The organism is Pseudomonas flavescens, assembly GCF_013408425.1.
Taxonomy (GTDB): Bacteria; Pseudomonadota; Gammaproteobacteria; order Pseudomonadales; family Pseudomonadaceae; genus Aquipseudomonas; species Aquipseudomonas fulva_A.
Genome location: NZ_JACBYV010000001.1, coordinates 288,635 through 309,337 on the forward strand (window position 1 = coordinate 288,635; position 20,703 = coordinate 309,337).

Genomic DNA, 20,703 nt, shown 5'->3' on the forward strand with positions numbered 1-20,703 from the left:
CCTGTCTACTCCTGCCTGGGCCAGCTCCCTAACATGGCGTCATTGTTTACCGACGACATCGAGGAGAAGGGCGATGAACGACCAGCTCAATACACAAGACCTGCAGGCCATTCTGCGCAGCATGAAGCGCGCGCACCTGAACGCAGGGCCTGCCGATGCGCAGCTCCGTCAGGATCGACTGCAACGCAGCGCCAAGCTGATTCGCGACAACCATCAGGCGATCAGCGATGCGATGAGTGCGGATTTCGGCAACCGCAGCATCTACCAGTCGATGGTTGCCGATCTGGTCACCACCATCAAAATGCTCGAGCATTCGGCCGTACACGTAGAGCAGTGGATGCAGCCCGAGCAGGTAGAGAGCCCCGGTCCCGGCATGCAGGCCTGGATCGAGCAGCAGCCGCTGGGCGTGGTGGGCATCATCAGCCCCTGGAACTTCCCGATCAACCTGGCCTTCGGCCCGCTGGCCGGCGTGTTCGCGGCGGGTAATACCGCGATGCTCAAACCGTCCGAATTGACGCCCCGCACCTCCGAACTGCTCGCCGAACTGGTGGCCCGTTATTTCGATCCGAACGAGCTGACCGTGGTGCTGGGCGATGCTGGCGTCGGCCAGGCATTCAGCGCGCTGCCCTTCGATCACCTGATCTTCACCGGCAGCACCGCGGTGGGCAAACACGTGATGCGTGCGGCGGCGGAAAACCTCGTGCCGGTCACGCTGGAGCTGGGTGGCAAGTCACCCGTGGTGGTCGCCGAGGATTTCGACATTCGCACTGCCGTGCAGCGCACGCTGACCATCAAGTCGTTCAATGCCGGGCAAATCTGCCTCTCGCCCGACTACATGATGATCGCGCAGAGCGCACTGGAGCCCCTGGTGCAGGCCGGCAAGGCCTTCGTGGCCGAGAGCTTCCCCAGCCTGATCGGCAACCCCGAATACACCTCGATCATCAACCCGCGTCATTTCGAACGCCTGGCTGGCCTGCTCGAAGATGCCGAGCGCAAGGGCGCCAGGGTGATCAGCCTGGCTCCAGAGGGTGAGCCTTCGCTGGATGTCAGGTCGCGCAAGATCGCGCCGCACCTGGTCCTCGATGTCACCGATGAAATGGCCATCATGCAGGAAGAAATTTTCGGCCCGCTGCTGCCCGTCAAAACTTATGCGCATGTCGATGAGTCCATTGCCTACATCAACGCCAATCCGCGTCCGCTGGCGGCTTACTATTTTGGTGATGATCCGTTGCAGCAGCAGCGCTTCAGCGCGCAAACCACATCGGGAGGCCTGGTGATCAACGATGTCATGACCCACGTCTCGGTGGACAGCTTGCCATTCGGTGGCGTAGGCGCCTCGGGCATGGGCGCTTACCACGGTGTACACGGCTTCCGCCGCTTCACCCACGCCAAGCCCGTGGTGGTGCAGAGCCAGGACGGCGCCTCCAACCTGCGACTGCGTGCGCCGTATGCGGCCAAGGCCCAGGCACTCGACGCTTTTTTGAACGACTAACTCAACCTCCCACCGCTATCAGAAGGTATTCGAAATGAAAGTATTGATGGTGCTGACTTCCCACGATCAGCTCGGCAACACCGGCGAGAAAACCGGCTTCTGGCTCGAAGAGTTCGCGGCCCCGTACTACGTGTTCAAGGATGCCGGCGCCGAGGTGGTGCTCGCTTCACCGGCCGGTGGCCAGCCACCGCTGGACCCGAAAAGCGACCTGCCGGATTTCCAGACCGAGCACACTCACCGCTTCAAGGCCGACCCGGCCGCACAGAAAGCCCTGGCCAATACCGTCAAGCTGGACACCATCCGGGATGCTGACTTCGACACCGTGTTCTACCCAGGCGGCCACGGCCCGCTGTGGGACCTGGCCGAGTCGAAGCTGTCCATCAGCCTGATCGAGGCCTTCGAGCGCGCCGGCAAGCCCATCGGTTTCGTCTGCCACGCCCCAGGTGTGCTGCGTCACGTCAAAGCCGCCGATGGCTCGCCGCTGATCAAGGGCCGCCGCGTCACCGGCTTCACCAACGGTGAAGAGGCTGCAGTGGAGCTGACCGACGTGGTGCCGTTCCTGATCGAAGACGAATTCCAGAAGCTCGGCGGCCTCTACGAAAAAGGCCCGGACTGGGCGCCCTTCGTGATCGAAGACGGCAAGCTGATCACTGGCCAGAACCCTGCCAGTTCGGAAGACGTCGCCAAGGCGCTGCTCGCGCAACTCAAGTAACCGCTGAACGAGGCTGAATCGCCCGTGCAGATGCTGCGCGGGCGATTCAGCCTTTTCCTGTCAGCTCGACGATCGACAAGGACATCCAATGATCACGCTTCACCACCTCAACGCCTCTCGCTCGCTGCGTATCCTCTGGCTACTGGAAGAAATAGGTGAGCCTTACAAGCTGGTTCGCTATCAGCGAAACCCCACCACCCATCTCGCCCCGGACGCGCTCAAGCAGATCCACCCGCTGGGCAAATCCCCGGTCATCGAACTCGATGGGCAACTGCTGAGCGAATCAGGCGCGATCGTCGAATACCTGATCCGTCGCTTCGCGCCACGGCTGGAGCCGGATTTCAGCTCCCCGGCTTATCTGCACTACCTGCAGTGGCTGCACTTCTCCGAAAGCTCGGCGATGGTGCCGGTACTGCTGAAGATCTTCACCCGCTTCGAGCAGGACGCCGGCACCACCTTGGCGTTCCTCGGCGGCTACACCCAGACCGAGCTCGACAAGGTGCTGGGCTACCTGGATGAGTTTCTCGCCGACAGGCATTTCGTGCTCGGCGAGACGCTGTCCGGTGCCGACTTCATGCTGGCCTTCGTGGCGATCACCGTGGTCGAACAGCTGGCCCTGGGCGAGCGATATCCCCACCTTGCCGCCTACCTGCAGCGCCTGACCGCACTGCCAAGCTGGCAGCGAGCAGTTGCACTGGAAAGCCAGCAGGGCTGAAGCGTCATTCGCCAACGCCGCTGGCGGCTACTTCCGGGTGAGCATGTGGCTGCCAGCCGCCGCCCAGCGCACGGAATGCCGCTATCGCGGCGCGGGCCGACTCCGTCTGCGCCTGCGCCCTCGCGTCGGAAGCCTGAAGCAGCGTCTCGTCGGCATTGAGCACATCGATCAAGCTGGCCGTGCCGTTCTGATAAGCGATGAACGAAGATTGTCGGGCCCGCGTCAGCGATGTCTCTCCGGCCACGAGGGTCGATGCCTGGCTCTCGCGGTTGATCAGGGCGGAGAATGCGTTCTCGACGTCTTCTGTCGCGCGCAGCACGGAGAGGCGATAGCTGGCGAGCGCCTCGGCCTCCTGGCCCTTGGCCTGATCGATCTGGGCATTGATGCGGCCGAAGTCGAAAAGCCTCCAGCGCAACCCCAGCACGCCCGCCGACTGGCTGGCTCCGCTGCTGAACAGGTTGCCGCCCGAGGTGGTCGCGCTGCCGATCAGCGCACCGAGTGAAAACTTGGGGTAGTACTCGCTGATCGCCACGCCGATGCGCGCATTGGCCGCCTCGAGGCGACGCTCGGCGGCGATGAGGTCCGGGCGGCGGCGCAGCAGATCGGCCGGCGAGCCGGTTTCCGAAATCTGCGGTGCCCGAGGAATTGCGCGGGCTGCAGCGAGCTCGTCGCGGTGCGTGCCCGGCGGTGCGCCGAGCACCACATCCAGCGCGTTCATGGCTGCATCCAGCCCGGCCCGGAGCACCGGTACGCTGGCCCGAACCTGCGACAGCTCACCCTCGGTCTGATCGACCTGATACTCGGCGGCCAGGCCTCTGCTGTGCAGCAGGCGAACTTTGTCCAGCAAGTCCTCCTGGGTTTTGACCTGCCGCTCGGCAATCTCCAGGCGGACCTGTAACCCGCGAATGACGGTATAGACATCCGCAGTCTGTGCAGCGATGGCCAATCGGGTGGCGACCACGCCAGCCTCGGATGCCTGGTACTCGGCGACTGCGGCCTCGCGACCACGGCGCAAGCCTCCGAACACATCCAGCTCCCAGCTCGCTTCGAGGTTGGCCTCATAGCTATTACCATAGCGGTCATAGCCAGGCGTGGAGTCGAGCACCTGGCCCAGTGGCGTTTCCACCGACTGGTAGGCGCGCGCGGCTTGTCCGTTGACGCTACCGGAGGGCAGCAGCGCCGCATTCGCTGCGCCGAGGCCGGCACGTGCCTGGGAAACGCGAGCCCGAGCCTGTGCCATATCCAGGTTCTGCTCCAGTGCCTTGGCGACCAGACTGCTCAGTAGCGGGTCACCGAAGCCTTCCCACCACTGTGCAAAGCTGGCGGGCGTGGCTGCCGGCCGTTGCTCGATGGCGGCCTGGCCGAGATAACGGTCGGCCAGCGGAGCATCCGCTCGTTGGTAGTCCGGGCCGACCGCGCAACCTGCGACCAGGCTGGTGCTCACCACGAGCGCAAGAATACGGAAGGGAGGCATGGCGTTTCTCTCAAGCGAGATATAGGGTGTGACCATATTATATATTGGTCACTTGCTGTCAATCGGCTCACCATGGAGTTAAGCTGCAGGCATGAACGAAAATATGAATACGCCATCCACCCGTGGGCCTTTGGATCACGACGTCCGCGATCAGGTCATCAGTGCGGCGACCAAGCATTTCGGCCACTACGGTTACGAGAAGACCACCGTGTCCGACCTGGCCAAGGCCATCGGTTTTTCCAAGGCCTACATCTACAAGTTCTTCGATTCCAAGCAGGCCATCGGCGAGGTGATCTGCTCGAATCGACTGGCCATGATCATGGCGGTCGTCGATGCCGCGATTGCCGATGCGCCGACGGCATCCGAGCGCTTCAGGCGTCTGTTCCGCTCCATTTCAGAGGCGGGCAGCGATCTGTTCTTCCATGATCGCAAGCTTTACGACATCGCCGCCGTGGCCTCGCGTGACCAATGGCCCTCGGTCAAAGGCCATGAAGCGCGCATTCGCGGGATCATTCAGCAGATCCTTCTCGACGGTCGCGAGGCCGGCGAATTCGAGCGCAAGACGCCGCTCGACGAGGCCGTCAACGCGATCTATCTGATCATGCGGCCCTACATCAATCCGGCACAGTTGCAGTACAACCTCGACGGGACTCCCGAGGCTGTCGTGCATCTGCCTGCTTTGATATTGCGTAGCCTGGCGCCGTAGATAATTGTTGTGACCATTGACAATATTGGTCACAGGTCAAAGAATGTGGTTCCCGTATTGCTCTTGAGTAATGGAACCCATGCGCCTCAAGCCCGCCACTTTCGTCGTTTGCTTATTGCCTGTCGTCCTGGTGGCGTGCGGCGATTCTTCCGTCAGCAAAGATCCACGCAACAAGCCGCCGCTGATCAGGGCGGCAGCGGTCGAGAACGCGGTCGACGTTTCTCGTTCATTCACCGGTGTGGTGGTCGCACGCACCCAGAGTGATCTGGGTTTCCGCGTGTCGGGCAAAGTACTCGAGCGCTTGGTCGACACCGGGCAGACGGTCAAACGCGGCCAGCCGTTGATGCGCCTCGACCCTGTCGACCTGCAATTGCAGGCGCGCGCCCAGCAGGAGGCGGTCGCATCCGCCAGTGCAAGAGCCAGGCAGACGGCTGATGACGAGGCCCGTTATCGCGGCCTGGTTGCAGCCGGTGCGGTGTCGGCATCGGCCTACGATCAGATCAAGGCCGCCGCCGATTCCGCGAAGGCGCAACTCAGCGCGGCGCAAGCTCAGGCGGACGTGGCGCGTAATGCCACGGGCTACGCGGCGCTGCTAGCCGATGCCGATGGCGTGGTGATGGATACCCTGGCCGAGCCCGGCCAGGTGGTCAGTGCCGGGCAACCGGTGGTGCGCCTGGCACGCGCCGGCCAGCGCGAAGCCATCGTGCACCTCCCCGAAACCCTGCGCCCGGTGCCGGGTTCCACGGCCCAGGCCATCCTGTATGGCGACAGCGGCGCTGCCGTTACCGCCAAACTGCGTTTGCTCTCCGAGGCCGCTGATGCCACCACCCGCACCTTCGAAGCCAGGTACGTGCTCGACGGCGCGCTGGCGAACGCGCCGCTCGGTTCGACCATCACCCTGAACATCGCCAGGGAAAGAAACGCCGCTAACGTGCTGCAAGTGCCCATCGCCGCGCTCCATGACCCTGGCAATGGCACCGGCGTGTGGGTCATCGCTGGAGAGCCGGCGAAAGTCTCCTGGCGCCCCGTTGAGGTGCTGGGCATCGGTGATGAGGCGGCGCGTGTCGCCAGCAAGCTGGACGCGGGCGAGCAGGTCGTAGCGCTGGGCGCGCACCTGCTGCGTGATGGTGAAGAGGTGAGGGTGGCCCAGGCGGCTGGCGCGTCGGTCGCCGGGAGTCAGCCATGAGCGAGGGGCGTTTCAACCTGTCCGCCCTTGCCGTCCGCGAGCGCTCCATCACGCTGTTTCTCATCCTGCTGATCGCGGTGGCCGGCACGCTGGCGTTCTTCCAGCTGGGCAGGGCGGAAGACCCACCCTTTACCGTCAAGCAGATGACCATCATCACCGCCTGGCCGGGCGCCACCGCCCAGGAAATGCAGGATCAGGTCGCCGAGCCACTGGAAAAGCGCATGCAGGAGCTGCGCTGGTACGACCGCAGTGAAACCTTCACCCGCGCGGGGCTGGCGATCACCATGGTGTCGTTGCTCGACAGCACGCCGCCCTCGGCGGTCCAGGAGGAGTTCTACCAGGCTCGCAAGAAGCTTGGCGATGAAGCCAAGACGCTACCGGCTGGCGTTGTCGGGCCGATGATCAACGATGAATTCTCGGATGTGACCTTCGCGGTGTATGCCCTGAAGGCCAAGGGCGAACCGCAGCGCCAACTGGTGCGTGACGCCGAGTCGCTGCGTCAGCGGCTGTTGCACGTGCCGGGGGTCAAGAAGGTCAACATCATCGGCGAACAGGCCGAGCGGATTTTCGTCTCCTTCTCCCATGACCGGCTGGCCACCCTGGGCGTCACGCCGCAGGACATCTTTGCCGCACTCAATAGCCAGAACGTACTGACGCCCGCCGGATCGGTCGAAACCAGCGGGCCGCAGGTGGTGGTGCGCCTGGATGGCGCCTTCGACAAACTGGCGAAGATCCGCGAAACCCCGATTGCCGTGCAGGGCCGTACGCTGAAGCTTTCCGATGTGGCGACGGTGGAGCGCGGCTATGAAGACCCGGCCACCTTTCTGGTCCGCCATGGCGGCGAGCCTGCGTTGCTGCTCGGTGTGGTGATGCGCGAAGGCTGGAACGGCCTCGATCTCGGCACGGCGCTCGACGCCGAAACGGCGAGCATCAACGACGCCATGCCGCTGGGCATGACGCTCAGTAAAGTCACCGATCAGGCGGTCAACATCACTTCGTCCGTCGACGAGTTCATGGTCAAGTTCTTTGTCGCGCTGCTGGTGGTCATGCTGGTCTGTTTCCTCAGCATGGGCTGGCGTGTGGGCGTCGTGGTCGCCGCTGCCGTGCCGCTGACGCTGGCCATCGTCTTCGTGGTGATGGCCGCCACGGGCAAGAACTTCGACCGCATCACCCTCGGCTCGCTGATTCTCGCCCTGGGCCTGCTGGTGGACGATGCCATCATCGCCATCGAAATGATGGTGGTGAAAATGGAGGAGGGCTACGACCGCTTCAAGGTGTCGGCCTATGCCTGGAGCCACACCGCCGCGCCGATGCTTTCCGGCACCCTGGTAACCGCCATCGGCTTCATGCCCAACGGTTTCGCGCAGTCCACGGCCGGTGAATACACCAGCAACATGTTCTGGATCGTCGGCATCGCGCTGATCGCCTCCTGGGTGGTGGCCGTGGCGTTCACGCCTTATCTGGGCGTGAAGCTGTTGCCGAATATCAAACAGGTCGAAGGCGGCCATGCGGCCATCTACAACACCCGCCACTACAACCGTTTCCGCACGCTGCTGGCGCGCGTCATCGCCCATAAATGGCTGGTGGCAGGTGCGGTCATCGCCCTGTTCGTGGTGGCCGTGCTCGGTATGGGGCTGGTGAAGAAACAGTTCTTTCCAACCTCCGACCGCCCCGAGGTGCTGGTCGAACTGCAGATGCCATACGGCACCTCCATCGAGCAGACCAACGCCACCGCCATCAAGGTCGAGTCATGGCTGCGCGAGCAGGAAGAAGCCAAGATCGTCACCTCCTACATCGGCCAGGGCCCGCCGCGATTCTTCCTGGCCATGGCCCCTGAACTGCCCGATCCGTCGTTCGCCAAGATCGTGGTGCTGACGGACAGCCAGGAGGCCCGCGAAGCTCTCAAGGCGCGCATCCGGGAAGCGGCCTCCGAAGGGCTGGCGCCCGAAGCCAAGGTGCGCGTCACGCAACTGGTATTCGGCCCTTACTCGCCATACCCGGTGGCATATCGGGTGATGGGCCCCGACCCCATGCAGTTGCGGGAGATCGCTGCTCGCGTACAGGACGTGTTGCAGGCCAGCCCGATGATGCGCACGGTGAACGCCGACTGGGGCCCACTGGTACCGACCCTGCATTTTTCGCTGGACCAGGATCGCCTGCAGGCCGTGGGGCTGACCTCCAGCACAGTCGCGCAACAGCTGCAGTTCTTGCTCACCGGCGTACCGATCACCTCGGTGCGCGAAGACATCCGCTCGGTGCAGGTGGTCGGTCGCGCAGCCGGGGCTATTCGTCTCGATCCCGCGAAGATCGAGGGCTTCACCTTGGTCGGTGCGGCGGGCCAGCGCATTCCGCTCTCGCAGATCGGCGAAGTCGATGTACGCATGGAAGACCCCATCCTGCGCCGTCGTGACCGCACGCCGACCATCACCGTACGCGGTGACATTGCCGAAGAGCTGCAACCGCCCGACGTCTCCGCGGCGGTCTGGAAAGACCTGCAGCCGATCATCGAGACGTTGCCTGCCGGCTACCGTATCGAAATGGCCGGCTCCATCGAGGAATCCGGCAAGGCCAGCCAGGCGATTCTGCCGCTGCTGCCGATCATGATCGCCCTGACGCTGCTGATCATCATCCTGCAGGTGCGCTCGATCTCGGCCATGGTCATGGTGTTCCTCACCTCGCCGCTGGGGTTGATCGGCGTGGTGCCGGTGCTGCTGCTGTTCCAGCAGCCGTTCGGTATCAATGCCCTGGTTGGCCTGATCGCCCTATCGGGCATCCTGATGCGCAACACGCTGATCCTGATCGGGCAGATCCACCATAACGAAAGCGAGGGGCTCGACCCGTTCAATGCGGTCGTCGAGGCCACGGTACAACGAGCCCGGCCGGTATTGCTGACCGCGCTGGCGGCCATCCTCGCCTTCATTCCGCTCACCCATTCGGTGTTCTGGGGCACGCTGGCGTACACGCTGATCGGCGGGACTTTCGTCGGCACCATCATGACCCTGGTGTTCCTGCCGGCGATGTATTCCATCTGGTTCAAGATTCGCCCCAGCACCGTCACCGCCGAGCGACCTGACGCCGAACGAGGCGGGCGCACAGCGAACACGAGGAGCCTGCAATGATCGATTCGCAAAGACATAAACGCATCGTGGTAACCGGCACCGGTATCGTCGGGCCGCTGGGTTGTGGCGTCGACGAGGTGTGGCGCCGGCTGCTGGCCGGGCGCTCGGGCATTGCCACGCTGCCGACAGCGATCACCGAAGGCACCGGTGTAACCGTGGGCGGGCAAGTGCCGATGCTGGAGGACGATGCCGTTGCCGGGTACCGACCCGAGCTGATCATCCCCGACAAAGAACGCAAGAAGATGGACCGCTTCATCGAGTTCGCCCTCGTTGCCGCGCAGGAAGCCTTGCAGCAGGCCGGCTGGCACCCGACCAGCGAAGCAGAGCAGCAGCGAACGGCGACGATCATCGCCTCGGGTGTGGGTGGCTTCGGTGCCATGGCCGAAGCCGTGCGGATTACCGATTCGCGTGGGCCACGCCGGCTCTCGCCGTTCACCGCGCCGTCGTTTCTCGCCAACATGGCGGCGGGGCACGTCTCGATCCGTCACGGTTTCAAAGGCCCGCTCGGCGCGCCAGTGACTGCCTGCGCTGCTGGCGTGCAGGCGATTGGCGATGCGGCCCGGCTGATCAGAAGCGGCGAAGCGGACGTCGCCATTTGTGGCGGCACGGAAGCGGCCATCGACCGCGTGACCCTTGGCTGCTTCGCGGCGGCCCGTGCGCTCTCCACCGGCTTTGCCGAGCGGCCGCAAGAGGCGTCGCGGCCCTTCGACCGAAACCGCGACGGTTTCGTCATGGCCGAAGGCGCCGGGCTTTTGGTGATCGAGTCGCTGGAGCACGCCCTGGCACGCGGCGCCACGCCGCTGGCCGAACTGGTGGGCTACGGCACCAGCGCCGACGCCTACCACCTCACGGCCGGCCCGGAAGATGGCAGCGGCGCCCGCCGCGCCATGCAGCAAGCGCTCGCCCAGGCAGGCCTGAGCGCCGCCGATGTGCAGCACATCAATGCCCACGCCACCTCGACCCAGGTTGGCGACAAGGGCGAGCTGGCGGCCATCCGCTCGCTGTTCGGCCAGGACTCATCCGTCGCCATCAGCTCGACCAAGTCCGCCACGGGCCATCTGCTGGGCGCGGCTGGCGGTATCGAAGCGATCTTCACGGTGCTGGCGCTGCGTGATCAGGTCGCGCCGCCTACCTTGAACCTGGGCGAGCCCGATGAGCGCGCCGCAGGGCTCGACCTGATCGCGCTGACGGCCCGCAAGATGCCCATCACCCACGCGCTCTCGAATGGCTTCGGGTTTGGCGGCGTCAATGCCAGCGTGTTGTTCCGCCGCTGGGAGGCCACGCCATGAGCGCCGAAAGCCAGCCGGTAGCACTCGATGCCGCAACGACTCGCGAAGGCAGCCCGGCATTGACGGGTAAAATCGTCGCCTTGCTGGCGAGCCTCTCGGCGATCAGCATCCTCTCCACCAACATCATCCTTCCTGCCTTCCCGGAAATCGGCCAGCAGCTTGGCGTTTCCTCTCGCGAACTGGGGCTGACTCTCTCCAGTTTCTTCATCACCTTCGCATTCGCTCAATTGGTGGTGGGGCCACTGGCAGATCGGTACGGGCGCAAGCGGCTCGTTCTGGGCGGCCTCGCGCTGTTCGTGATCGGCACACTGGTCGCAGGTTTCGCCAACAGCCTCGACGTGCTGATTGCCGGGCGCGTCATACAAGCGCTCGGGGTCTGCGCCGCCGCCGTGCTGGCGCGGGCCATTGCCCGTGATCTGTTCGAAGGCGAAACCCTGGGACGTGCGCTGTCGCTGACGATGATCGCCACTGCGGCAGCACCCGGATTTTCACCATTGCTCGGCAGCGTGTTGACCACCGCGCTGGGGTGGCGGGCGATCTTCTTGATGGTCGGAGTCGCCGCCGTGGTCATCGCCTTCTTCTACGCCCGGGGTCTTGGCGAAACACTGCCCCGAGAACGCCGAGTCGCGCTCTCGGCACCGAGCGTGGTGGCCGCTTACGGCAGATTGCTCCGCGACGGCAAATTCATCCTCCCGGCCGCCTCGGTGAGCCTGTTGATGAGCGGCCTGTTCGCCTCCTTCGCAGCCGCACCGGCGATCCTGATGAGCGGGATGGGCTTGTCGTCATTGCAGGCCGGGCTGTACTTCGCCGCTACCGTGTTCGTCGTATTCGCCGCCGGCATGGCCGCGCCACGCCTGGCCCATCGCTTTGGTAGCCGCACGATCACCACCCTGGGCCTGGTCACCGCATTGGTGGCCGGCAGCCTGCTGCTAATCGGCCCGAACAACCCTGGCTTGGGCTGGTACTCGATCTCGATGGTGATCTTTCTCTGGGGCATGGGCCTCGCCAACCCGCTGGGCACCGCCATCACCATGGGCCCCTTCGGCAAGGAGGCGGGCCTGGCCTCCGCACTGCTCGGCTTCCTGACCATGGGCGCCGCCGCGATCACCACTTGGCTGGTGTCGGTGCTGGAATTCGCGCCGGTAAGGACGTTGGGCGCAACCCAGGTTGCGGTTTGCCTTGTTGCGGTGGTGTTGTTCACGTTGAGTAGTAGGACGGTCAGAGCGTCGAGTTAGGAATGGCTGGAGAGGGAGCGGTTGGATGTTCTTTGCGAGTTAGTGAGGCTTCGATGGGCTATCGACACACTTGAACATCGCTCACAAAAAAGCCCTGCAAAAACAGGGCTTGATGTTTCTAATCTGGGCTTAGGGAGTCGAACCCTTTTCCAGCTACAGCAAGGCTCCGCAAAGCCCCTGCATTGCTCGCTTGCGCGCGGATTTTACACGCTTTACTCAGCTTTGCACCGCAGTGCTTTCGACACTTTTTCGACACAGCCTCTCGCGGGCCTTGCACCTTCCCCACGCCTTTGTGTATACACGTCCAGTAGTAATGAAAGCATGAAATATGCAAGTCAAGCGAGCACGCCTCGGTGGATGTTCTGCATTCTAATTTATTGAAAAATAACGTCTTCCTTGATTTTTGAAGTTAGGCATTTTTGTAGTTATACCGCTTTCCTCACTATTGGCTTAGCGCGGAAGACTATCTAATTACTGAGCTAGTATGCACCCTAAGAATATCAAACTATGGCTACTTACTTCGCTCCTGGCACTGTCAGTACGCTTTTGTGCCAGTATTTATTACCTATATATAGGATGTCCTAGAGTTTTGGGGGAATGCTACAACGAAGGCGCGGATGCTGCTTTCTGGCCGATAGCAATTTCGATGCTGACATTTTACATATCTGCTCTGGCAATTATTATCATAGTAACAGTCAGAACAGCTATGGTTTTGGTGCGCCTTGCGAGGCAAGTATTTACATCCAACAGCTCTAACTAGTAGTTTATGTCGCTCGCTCGGGACGGGCTAAAGCCCGTCCCTTAACCAAACGTTATGCGCCCAGTTGCAATAATTTCAAAATAAATAGTTATCGCTCTCTGCTTGAGGTCGCCATGTCACGTTACAAAAAAACAAGGATCCTCTTAATGATTTTTGCCACTTTTATATTCTTAATATTTGCAATAAAAATAAAATACAACATTCCTAACAATAGAGTTATTGGTGTCACAGAAGGTTTTATAGAAATCCCATGCGCCAAACCCGTTCCAGATACAAAATGCAGTGCACCCGACCAAAGTAGGATAGCTTTCTATTTAACGGCGCCAGATCAAGCCATATCATACCCTCCAGTCGGGAGGGACTATAATGATTATGTTGGTATAGGCCTATTTGTGTCCGACAAAACAGTCGAGACCATATACGAAAACAAAAAAAGAGATGGTGCCAGCCAAAATTATCTCATAGGAAGCCACGTCGACACTGTGCGCATATCTTACAGCGCTGAGAATGAACTTGGCGCGCAACTGCAGTGGCTAAGTCTTACCCCAAAAGCCAAATATTCTGAAGTCACGAGCGACATAGAGGGCTACCGAAAATTTGATGACACAACCTGCCCTGCAACTGGCGCAGTTATAAATAAAAATTCACTCCCTGAAGAAGATTACATACGCTGTACAGCAATGCGGAGAGCCTTATATGTCTCTAGAAATCATCCGAACACACTAATTAGCTGCATGCAAATAATGCCCTCAGATAATATTATAAGGTTGCACACGTGCACGATCACAACAAAAATTGCTTTTGAAGGCCGCGCTAGGTATTCAATTCAGCCGAAACACGTCCTTAGCGGTAAATGGACTGAACTAAATGAAAAAATTGTTAAATATATTAATGAGCTATTAGTTTCAGCAAACAAGAGCGCATAACAAGTGGTACAAATCGCTCGCTCCGTTCGTTGGGGATTGGCTAAAGCCAGCCCCTTAGCTTAATCGTTACCATTCGAATAGCTTTAGTCCCACTTGGCTCCATGTGTCCGGGCAATCCAGCGTCTAGCTTCCTGGGTGATCGCTATCCCGCGTTGGGTTGGCTCAAGTTTCGGTTTGCTTCGTCGTAGTCTGGGCTTGTCTGGCCTATCTCTGGCGCGATCTGCCCGCTAGCAATCCAAAAAGTATATTTGTAAAAAAGGGGGACAGATTTATTTATGAGCCGCCAGCTGGCTCGGTGTCGGAACTAAAATAATTCTTTCACCTTTTCTATGGTACTGGGGTTCGCGTCGGTACGACGGTGGGCCGCTCGCCTCTCTAGATAGCGATGGGGGGCTGTGCGAGCAGGGCTCAGTGGCTGGCACCGATGGGGCGGGTCTGCTCGTGATCCCAGCGGCTGTGTCTTCAGCCTCTTTGCCCTTTGTGCCTTGCAGATCCGCTGATTTGCATTTGATTCTCCAGTGCAATTGTTAGTGAATATCAACTGAATTAGAATCGCGGCCCCTCCCACCAGGACCGCCTTTCATGCGCTGGAATCACGCCTCAATCTGCCTGCTGTCCCTGTGTTCCGTTGGCGTTCATGCCGCAACGTTGGCTGCGTCGGAAGGCGCGGCAGTCGAGCTTCCGGATTCCGTCATCACTGGCACCAGCGAGAGTGCCACGGGCCCTGTGCTTGGTTATGGCGCCACGCGTTCGGCCAGCGCTACGCGCACCGATACCGCCTTGCACGAGACGCCGCAGTCGGTGAGCGTGGTGTCCCGTGATGTGATCGAGGACATCTCCGCGACTCGCTTGCAGCAGGCGCTGGATCAGGCGGGTGGCGTAGGTCGTGCCAACAACTTTGGCGGCCAGGGGCTGACCACCTTCACGGTGCGTGGCTTTACCACCGGCGAGTTCTACCGCAACGGCTTCCCGATCAATCGCGGCTATCCCAACTCGCCGGATGCCAACACCCTGGAGCGAGTCGAAGTGCTGCGTGGCCCAGCCGCGACGCTCTATGGTCGCGGTGATCCCGGTGGCACCTTCAACGTCATCACCAAGCAGCCATTGGCCGAGCAGCGTACGACGGTTGGCAGCCAGTTCACCGATCAGGGTTTGCGTCGTGGCACGCTGGACACCAGCGGCCCGCTCGACGAGGAGGGCCGCCTGGCCTATCGCCTGAATGTCATGGCCGAAGGGGGCGACAGCTTTCGTGATGATGTGGAAAGCGAGCGCTATGGCATCGCCCCGGTGTTGAGCTGGCAGGTGTCGGACGACACGCGCATCGTTCTGGAGGGTGATTTCATGCGCAACAATCACCCGCTGGATCGCGGCCTGACCCATTACCCGACCCAGCGCGGGCAACCCAGCCACTCGACCTATTACTGGGAGAAGGGCACCGATAACAAACTGCACAACGATAACGCCATGGTGCAACTGCGCTTCGAGCATCAGCTCAATGATGACTGGGCGTTGAGTGGCGGTTATCAGTACCTCGACGGCTCGCTCAAGGGCAATGCGGTGGAAGCCAACGGTGTTGCCGTTGATGGTGTGACGCTCAACCGCAACTTCAACTACCGCAAACTCGAATGGACCGACCATGACGTGCAACTGCACCTGACCGGTCACTTCGATACCTTCGGTTTCGGCCACACCCTGATCACTGGCGCGGAGTACGAGAACTACGATTACCAGTCGATCATCAATCGCTCCACCGCTGCGTATCCGATCAATATCTTCAACCCGGTTCTCGGCCAGCCACGCCCAGCGCTGGGCAATATCACCACTCATGATCGCGAAAAGCTGAAGACCTGGGCGGCTTTCGTGCAGGATCAGGTAGCCCTGACCGAGCGCCTGAAAGTGCTGGGCGGCGTGCGCATCGAGCGTTTCGAACATGATTATGATGATCTCAGGCCGGTGAACGCCGACTGGGACATGGCCGACAACGCCGTGACCCCGCGTGTCGGCGTTATCTACGACCTGACCGACAGCGTTGCCGTCTACGCCAACGCCTCCAAATCGTTCAAGCCCAACTCCGGCGCGGCGCGTCTGGGTGGCGGGTTTGATCCGGAGGAGGGCAAGGCCTACGAGCTGGGCATGAAGTGGGCAGCGCTGGGTGGCTTGCTGAGCATCGATACGGCGGTGTTCCACGTCACCAAGGAAAACGTCCAGACCGTCGACCCGGTCGACCCAGCCTTTCGGATTGCCGCGGGTGAAGTGCGCAGCCGTGGCTTCGAGGTGAACGTGGCGGGTGATCTGACGCCCGAATGGCGAGTCATCGGCGGCTATGCCTACACGGACTCCGAAGTGACGCGTGACAACTCGCTACCGCGTGGCACCCGCCAAGCCAACATCCCGCGCAACAGCTTCAACCTGCTGAGCGTGTATGAGTTCCGCGATGGCGCGCTGCGTGGCTTGGGCCTGGGCGCCAACTTCAAGTACGTGGATGATCGTGCCGGCCAGACGGCGGCGCAGACCTACACCATGGAGAGCTATGCAGTTACCGACCTGCTGAGCTTCTATCAGGTCAACGAGCACCTGCGGCTGAATCTGGATGTGCGTAACGTCTTCAATAAAGGCTACGAAGAAGGCGCCTTCAACGCCTATGCCTATCCGGGTGAGCCACGCACCGTTCAGACAGGGTTCGCTTACACCTTCTGATGGCTGTTCCGGTCAGGCATCTACCCATGCCTGACCGGAGAGCGGCTGCACCACGGGGCGGTTCTGCCGATCCCGCAGGATGTCGACCGTGACGCCGTAGGTTGCCTTGATCAGCTCAGCGGTGATGATTTCGCCTGGATGGCCGCTGGCGGCCAGCTTGCCATCGACCAGCACCAGCAGATTGTCGGCGTACTGACAGGCCAGATTGAGGTCGTGAAGAACGACCACCGTTACCAGGTTCCTGGCGCGTGTTTCATGCTGCACGCGGTCGAGCAGGGCGACCTGATGGCGCAGATCCAGGGCGCTGACGGGTTCATCCAGCAGCATGACTTTCGGTTCGCGCATCAATACCTGAGCGAAGAAAACCATCTGCCGCTGGCCGCCGCTGAGTGAGCCGATTGCTTGCCCGGCCAGGTGCGCGATACCTACCTGGCCGAGCTTCTCCATGGCGCGCTGCAACAGCGCGTCATCGAGGCGCAGGCCGATCTGACCCAGGTTGCCCAGCACCACGACCTCGAGCACCGACAGCGACACCTCGCTGCTGCAGTCCTGAGGCATATAGGCGAAGTCTTCGCGCCAGGCTTGCAGTACTCGTCGCGAATGCCGGCCGCCAGCTAGGCTCTGCTGCCCCTGGGTAATACGCCCGCCTGCCAGCGGCAGGTCGCCCATCAGCGCACGTAACAAGGTGGTCTTGCCGGTGCCGTTGGGGCCCAGCACGACATGAATGGCGCCCGCCTGAAGATTGGTGCTCAGCCCGTTGATGATGGTTCGCCCAGCGCGGGCGATACTGAGTTCGTCGAGCTGGATCATGGTCTGCCTCGCTGTGGTGCGAATATCAACCAGAGCAGGAATGGCACGCCGACGATGGCCGTCACGATACCAATCGGGAACAGTGCGCCGGGCAGGATGGACTTGGACAGCACCGATGCCGCCGACAGCATGAAGGCGCCGCAGAGTGCGGAGAGCGGCAGCAGGAAGCGCTGATCTTCACCGACCAGCAGCCGCGCGATGTGTGGGGCTACCAGCCCGACGAAACCGATTACGCCAACGAAGCTGGTCGCCGTTGCAGTCATCACGGCGACGAGTATCAGAATCTTCAGGCGCAGCCAGCGGATGTTCACCCCCAGGCTTACCGCTCGCGCTTCACCCAGGCTAAGGGCGGCCAGCTTCCAGGCGTCACCCATGAGAATCAGGCAGCAGGCCAGGGTCACCACCGCGGTGATGGTCAGGGTCGTCCAGGTGGCTTTGCCGAGGTTGCCGAACAGCCAGAAGAGGATCTGCTGGGAGAGCTCCGGCGAGGACAGGAACTGCACGAGCGAGAGCAGCGACTGGAAGAGGAACAGCATGGCGATTCCTCCCAGAATGATCGTATGGCTGCCGGCTTGACGCAGCGTGGCCAGCGCGAACAGGAACAGAACCGCCAGCATGGAACAGGCGAAAGCGCCCAGTGGCACGCCGATCAAGGCGCCCAGCCCGAAGCTGCCGAAGGCCAGGCTAAGCGCTGCACCAAACCCCGCTGCAGCTGCCATGCCCAGGGTGTAGGGGCTGGCCATGGGGTTGTTCAGCAAAGTCTGCATCTGTGCGCCACCGGCGCCCAGAGCGGCGCCTACCGCCAGGGCCATAAGTGCCACGGGCAGGCGCAGATCACGGACGATGGTGTCGGTCATTGGCTGGCGATCGCCAATGTTCAGCAGCGATTGCAGCACTTCCCAGGGCGACAGCAGTGAAGGCCCCGTGGCGATATCCAGTACCAGGCAGCCGCCGCACAGAAGGACGAACAACAGGCAGTTGCGCCAACGCTTGCGCTCACGCAGGCGGTGCTCGGCAATGGCGTCTTTTTCGAGTGTCGATGGGGTCATGGGAGGCTGGGCTTAATCATTGACGCCGATGGCGTACGTGCCTTCGGCGGCCACCGGCAAGTACGTGCGGTGGTAGTTCAGGTAATTGGCCACGGGGTCGAGATCGGCGAACAGCTCCGGGTAGAGCTGCTTGGCGATGAATTGCAGCATGGCGAAATCGCCCAGGCTGCGAGACGCTCCCTGGTAAACCCCGTACAGCCGCCCTTCGCGGATGGCAGGCAATTGCGCCCAGCCTGGGCGAGAGGCAAACGCCTGCAATTGCTGGCGCGCCGTCTCGGCTTTTACACCGGGGCCCATGGACAGCGCGGTTGGGTTGCTGTTGTCCTCGCGACCGGAGATGACAATGACCTCAGGGCGGGCAACCAGCACCTGCTCAGGATTGATCGGCCCCCACCACTCCACGAAGGGAGCCGCAATGTTGTCGCCACCCGCGGCTGTCGCCAGGGCGCCCCACATGTTCTTGCCGTAGGTGAACGAGTATTCGGCCGGCCCCTTGTTACCGAATTCGAGGTAGATGCGCGGCTTGGGTTTGTGCGCATCGGCAATACGTTTTTCCACGTCCTTGACGGCGGTTGTATAGAGGTCGGCCAACTCCCGTGCCCTGGCTTCTTGCCCGGTCACGGCCCCCAGCAGCAGGGTGGAGGCGACGTGCCGCTCCAGGGTCTGCGCGTTGTAGTCGATGACCAGTACCGGTACACCGGCCTTTTGCAGGCGTGCCACTTCATCTGGCAAACCCTCGAATTGCCAGGCCGTCAGCACCACCAGATCCGGGTTGAGGCTCAACACTTTCTCGACCGAGAAGCTCTGCGTTTCCACCTCGCCCACATCAGCAAGGCGATCAAGGGCCGGGCGATGAGCCACATGCAGTTGCCAGTTCAAGGGCACCTTCTTTTCCCAGGCGCCCCGCGAAATGCCCACCACCGAGTCGAACGCCGAATCACCACCTACGGCTATGTAGTCTTCGAAGTTGAAACCCAGAATCACCCGCTTGGCCGGCAAGGGCGCGGTAACGCTGCGGCCCAGCACATCGACCACCTGGCGAGACTCCGCATGGGAAAAGCTAGAGAAAAGAAAAGCGAGAAGCATTACTGCCAATAGGTAAGCGCGTTGCCTGGTCATCTTTCTCATCATCCGGTTTATATACGTGGCGGATTCCAGCGGTCGGTCTGGGTACAAGCGGTCATCCGGCTGCGTGAAATGACACAGGGTTGCAGGCAGTGGCAGCTACTCTTCGCGTCACGTGCCACAACGAGGAACGGCTCCCGCCCAGATACGAAAAAGCCCTGCGAGAGCAGGGCTTTGGTGTTTCCGATCTGGAGCGGGCTAAGGGAATCGAACCCTCGTCATGAGCTTGGGAAGCTCAGGTAATGCCATTATACGAAGCCCGCTTTTGCGTGCGTCTTTATACCGGAAGTCGTCTGCGAAATGAAGCCCGCGTCGGCCAGAAATGTGTCTGGAGCGGTGTACGGGCCCGGTTTTCTGCTGCTCATACGGCCATGGCGTGCGGCAGGCCGGGGTAGCTGGTGTAGCGCCGGCTGCTGGCGGTGCTGCCTTGCAGGAAGCCGAGCAGGGCGTTCTGGGTCTGCAGCCAGGCGCCTTTGTGTTCCATGTCGATGAAGTGGCCAGCGTTGTCGACGGTGGCGAACTGGCAGTCGTCGATGTGTTGGGCGAGCAGGCGGGCGTCGCTGGCGCTGGTGTATTCGTCGTGTTCGCCGTTGATGAACAGCAGGGGGATGTCGATGCTTGCCAGGCGGTCCATGTGGCAGTGGGCCTGCATGCGCAGCACCTGCTGAATGTGCGCGTTCATCTGCCGGTATTCGTGGTGGCTCAGGCTGCTGATGTGTTTGTGGTTGTAGCGCTTGAACAGCGCGGGCAGGTATTTGCCGATGGTGTCGTTGACCAGGTGGCCGACCCTGTCGCTGTCCTGCAGGCACGCCAGGGCGCGGCCCAGGTAGTCGAGCATGGGCGCGTTGAGCACCGGGGAGAACGAGGCGAATACCGCTTTTTCCAGGCTGGCCGGGCGTTCGCAGAGGGCCTGCATGCTGGCGATGCCGCCCCAGGAGAAGGCCATCAGGTACTGCGCCTGATAGTGGTCGATGAGGTCCAGCAGGATCGCGGCTTCGTCTTCCTGGCTGAGGCAGTGGTCGTTGCGGTTGTGGGGCTTGGAGCGGCCCGCATAGGGCTGGTCGTAGAGCACCACGTTGAACTGGGGGCCGAGGTATTTGACCGTTTGCGCGAAGGAGGCGGTCGTCGACAGCGAGCCGTTGACCAGGATGATGGTCTTGCGGGCCGCGGGGTTGGTATGGAATTCCGTGTGTACCTTGTACGTCCCGTGGACATCGACGACAGCGGTTGCTGGCTTCATGTGTATTCCTCCTGGCGCAAAAGATGAACACGGCTGACGGGCGGGGCCGTAAACCGGGCAAGTCGGATGGTTAGCAAAGCGCCCCGGCGTGACAAGCGCATGTCAGCCAGGAGAATCTTATTATTTATGAGAAAAATCAGATGGTTAGGGCTGGGTAGAAGGAACCTG

Annotated in this window: 15 protein-coding genes, 1 tRNA gene and 1 pseudogene; 10 read left to right on the forward strand and 7 right to left on the reverse strand. The window is 61.5% G+C overall.

What is annotated here, in order from left to right; all coding sequences use genetic code 11:
- Position 1: 1 nt before the first annotated feature.
- The 3 genes from FHR27_RS01310 (at position 2) to FHR27_RS01320 (ending at position 2,919) form a co-directional block, all read left to right on the forward strand.
- On the forward strand, positions 2-1,492 hold the full coding sequence (locus FHR27_RS01310) for a coniferyl aldehyde dehydrogenase (protein ID WP_257027013.1): 1,491 nt from the start codon (positions 2-4) through the stop codon (positions 1,490-1,492).
- 34 nt (positions 1,493-1,526) lie between these two features.
- Positions 1,527-2,204, forward strand: a complete 678-nt coding sequence (locus FHR27_RS01315; RefSeq protein WP_042555308.1) for a type 1 glutamine amidotransferase domain-containing protein — start codon at positions 1,527-1,529, stop codon at positions 2,202-2,204.
- A gap of 88 nt (positions 2,205-2,292) precedes the next feature.
- Entirely contained in the window at positions 2,293-2,919 is a 627-nt protein-coding gene (locus tag FHR27_RS01320; protein ID WP_179537562.1) for a glutathione S-transferase family protein, read from the forward strand.
- A 4-nt stretch (positions 2,920-2,923) separates the two neighbouring features.
- Here FHR27_RS01320 and FHR27_RS01325 read toward each other — a convergent pair whose 3' ends face one another.
- Positions 2,924-4,393 carry an efflux transporter outer membrane subunit gene (locus FHR27_RS01325; RefSeq protein ID WP_179537563.1) on the reverse strand — a complete coding sequence of 490 codons (1,470 nt, stop codon included), beginning with the start codon at positions 4,391-4,393 and terminating at the stop codon, positions 2,924-2,926.
- A gap of 91 nt (positions 4,394-4,484) precedes the next feature.
- On the opposite strand from FHR27_RS01325, the gene FHR27_RS01330 reads away from it, so the two are divergent.
- The 6 genes from FHR27_RS01330 (at position 4,485) to FHR27_RS01355 (ending at position 13,614) form a co-directional block, all read left to right on the forward strand.
- Positions 4,485-5,099: a TetR/AcrR family transcriptional regulator gene (locus tag FHR27_RS01330; RefSeq protein WP_179537564.1), complete on the forward strand. Its 615-nt coding sequence runs from the start codon at positions 4,485-4,487 to the stop codon at positions 5,097-5,099.
- Between the two features lie 79 nt (positions 5,100-5,178).
- Entirely contained in the window at positions 5,179-6,285 is a 1,107-nt protein-coding gene (locus tag FHR27_RS01335; protein WP_179537565.1) for an efflux RND transporter periplasmic adaptor subunit, read from the forward strand.
- The gene (locus tag FHR27_RS01340) at positions 6,282-9,404 is read left to right on the forward strand and encodes an efflux RND transporter permease subunit (RefSeq protein WP_179537566.1); all 3,123 of its coding nucleotides are present in this window, start codon (positions 6,282-6,284) and stop codon (positions 9,402-9,404) included. Before FHR27_RS01335 ends, FHR27_RS01340 begins: the two co-directional genes overlap by 4 nt.
- Complete coding sequence (fabF, locus tag FHR27_RS01345) at positions 9,401-10,693, forward strand: beta-ketoacyl-ACP synthase II (RefSeq protein WP_179537567.1); 1,293 nt, start codon at positions 9,401-9,403, stop codon at positions 10,691-10,693. Before FHR27_RS01340 ends, fabF begins: the two co-directional genes overlap by 4 nt.
- Positions 10,690-11,928, forward strand: coding sequence for a multidrug effflux MFS transporter (locus FHR27_RS01350; RefSeq protein WP_179537568.1), 1,239 nt, complete (start codon positions 10,690-10,692; stop codon positions 11,926-11,928). The genes fabF and FHR27_RS01350 overlap by 4 nt, the downstream gene beginning before the upstream one ends.
- Before the next feature lie 873 nt (positions 11,929-12,801).
- Positions 12,802-13,614, forward strand: a complete 813-nt coding sequence (locus tag FHR27_RS01355) for a hypothetical protein (RefSeq protein WP_179537569.1) — start codon at positions 12,802-12,804, stop codon at positions 13,612-13,614.
- Between the two features lie 142 nt (positions 13,615-13,756).
- Here FHR27_RS01355 and FHR27_RS26790 read toward each other — a convergent pair.
- Positions 13,757-13,855, reverse strand: a pseudogene (locus FHR27_RS26790) (DNA-binding protein); the annotation flags it as partial.
- Positions 13,856-14,196: 341 nt separating this feature from the next.
- On the opposite strand from FHR27_RS26790, the gene FHR27_RS01360 reads away from it, so the two are divergent.
- Positions 14,197-16,311, forward strand: coding sequence for a TonB-dependent siderophore receptor (locus tag FHR27_RS01360; RefSeq protein ID WP_179537570.1), 2,115 nt, complete (start codon positions 14,197-14,199; stop codon positions 16,309-16,311).
- Between the two features lie 12 nt (positions 16,312-16,323).
- Here the strand turns inward: FHR27_RS01360 and FHR27_RS01365 are convergent, their stop codons facing one another.
- The 5 genes from FHR27_RS01365 to FHR27_RS01385 form a co-directional block, all read right to left on the reverse strand.
- The gene (locus FHR27_RS01365; protein WP_179537571.1) at positions 16,324-17,121 is read right to left on the reverse strand and encodes an ABC transporter ATP-binding protein; all 798 of its coding nucleotides are present in this window, start codon (positions 17,119-17,121) and stop codon (positions 16,324-16,326) included.
- Positions 17,118-18,170 carry a FecCD family ABC transporter permease gene (locus FHR27_RS01370; RefSeq protein ID WP_179537572.1) on the reverse strand — a complete coding sequence of 351 codons (1,053 nt, stop codon included), beginning with the start codon at positions 18,168-18,170 and terminating at the stop codon, positions 17,118-17,120. Before FHR27_RS01370 ends, FHR27_RS01365 begins: the two co-directional genes overlap by 4 nt.
- A gap of 12 nt (positions 18,171-18,182) precedes the next feature.
- On the reverse strand, positions 18,183-19,205 hold the full coding sequence (locus FHR27_RS01375) for an ABC transporter substrate-binding protein (RefSeq protein WP_264650087.1): 1,023 nt from the start codon (positions 19,203-19,205) through the stop codon (positions 18,183-18,185).
- 279 nt (positions 19,206-19,484) lie between these two features.
- Positions 19,485-19,558, reverse strand: a tRNA-Gly gene (locus FHR27_RS01380).
- A 98-nt stretch (positions 19,559-19,656) separates the two neighbouring features.
- A complete protein-coding gene (locus tag FHR27_RS01385) occupies positions 19,657-20,535 on the reverse strand; it encodes an alpha/beta fold hydrolase (protein ID WP_179537574.1) in 879 nt (292 codons plus the stop codon).
- Positions 20,536-20,703 lie beyond the last annotated feature (168 nt).

Coding starts and splice junctions, on each gene's coding strand:
- FHR27_RS01315 (WP_042555308.1), top strand. CDS start 1,527: ATGAAAGTATTGATGGTGCTGACTTCCCACGATCAGCTCGGCAACACC.
- FHR27_RS01320 (WP_179537562.1), top strand. CDS start 2,293: ATGATCACGCTTCACCACCTCAACGCCTCTCGCTCGCTGCGTATCCTC.
- FHR27_RS01325 (WP_179537563.1), bottom strand. CDS start 4,393: ATGCCTCCCTTCCGTATTCTTGCGCTCGTGGTGAGCACCAGCCTGGTC.
- FHR27_RS01330 (WP_179537564.1), top strand. CDS start 4,485: ATGAACGAAAATATGAATACGCCATCCACCCGTGGGCCTTTGGATCAC.
- FHR27_RS01335 (WP_179537565.1), top strand. CDS start 5,179: ATGCGCCTCAAGCCCGCCACTTTCGTCGTTTGCTTATTGCCTGTCGTC.
- FHR27_RS01340 (WP_179537566.1), top strand. CDS start 6,282: ATGAGCGAGGGGCGTTTCAACCTGTCCGCCCTTGCCGTCCGCGAGCGC.
- fabF (WP_179537567.1), top strand. CDS start 9,401: ATGATCGATTCGCAAAGACATAAACGCATCGTGGTAACCGGCACCGGT.
- FHR27_RS01350 (WP_179537568.1), top strand. CDS start 10,690: ATGAGCGCCGAAAGCCAGCCGGTAGCACTCGATGCCGCAACGACTCGC.
- FHR27_RS01355 (WP_179537569.1), top strand. CDS start 12,802: ATGTCACGTTACAAAAAAACAAGGATCCTCTTAATGATTTTTGCCACT.
- FHR27_RS01360 (WP_179537570.1), top strand. CDS start 14,197: ATGCGCTGGAATCACGCCTCAATCTGCCTGCTGTCCCTGTGTTCCGTT.
- FHR27_RS01365 (WP_179537571.1), bottom strand. CDS start 17,121: ATGATCCAGCTCGACGAACTCAGTATCGCCCGCGCTGGGCGAACCATC.
- FHR27_RS01370 (WP_179537572.1), bottom strand. CDS start 18,170: ATGACCCCATCGACACTCGAAAAAGACGCCATTGCCGAGCACCGCCTG.
- FHR27_RS01385 (WP_179537574.1), bottom strand. CDS start 20,535: ATGAAGCCAGCAACCGCTGTCGTCGATGTCCACGGGACGTACAAGGTA.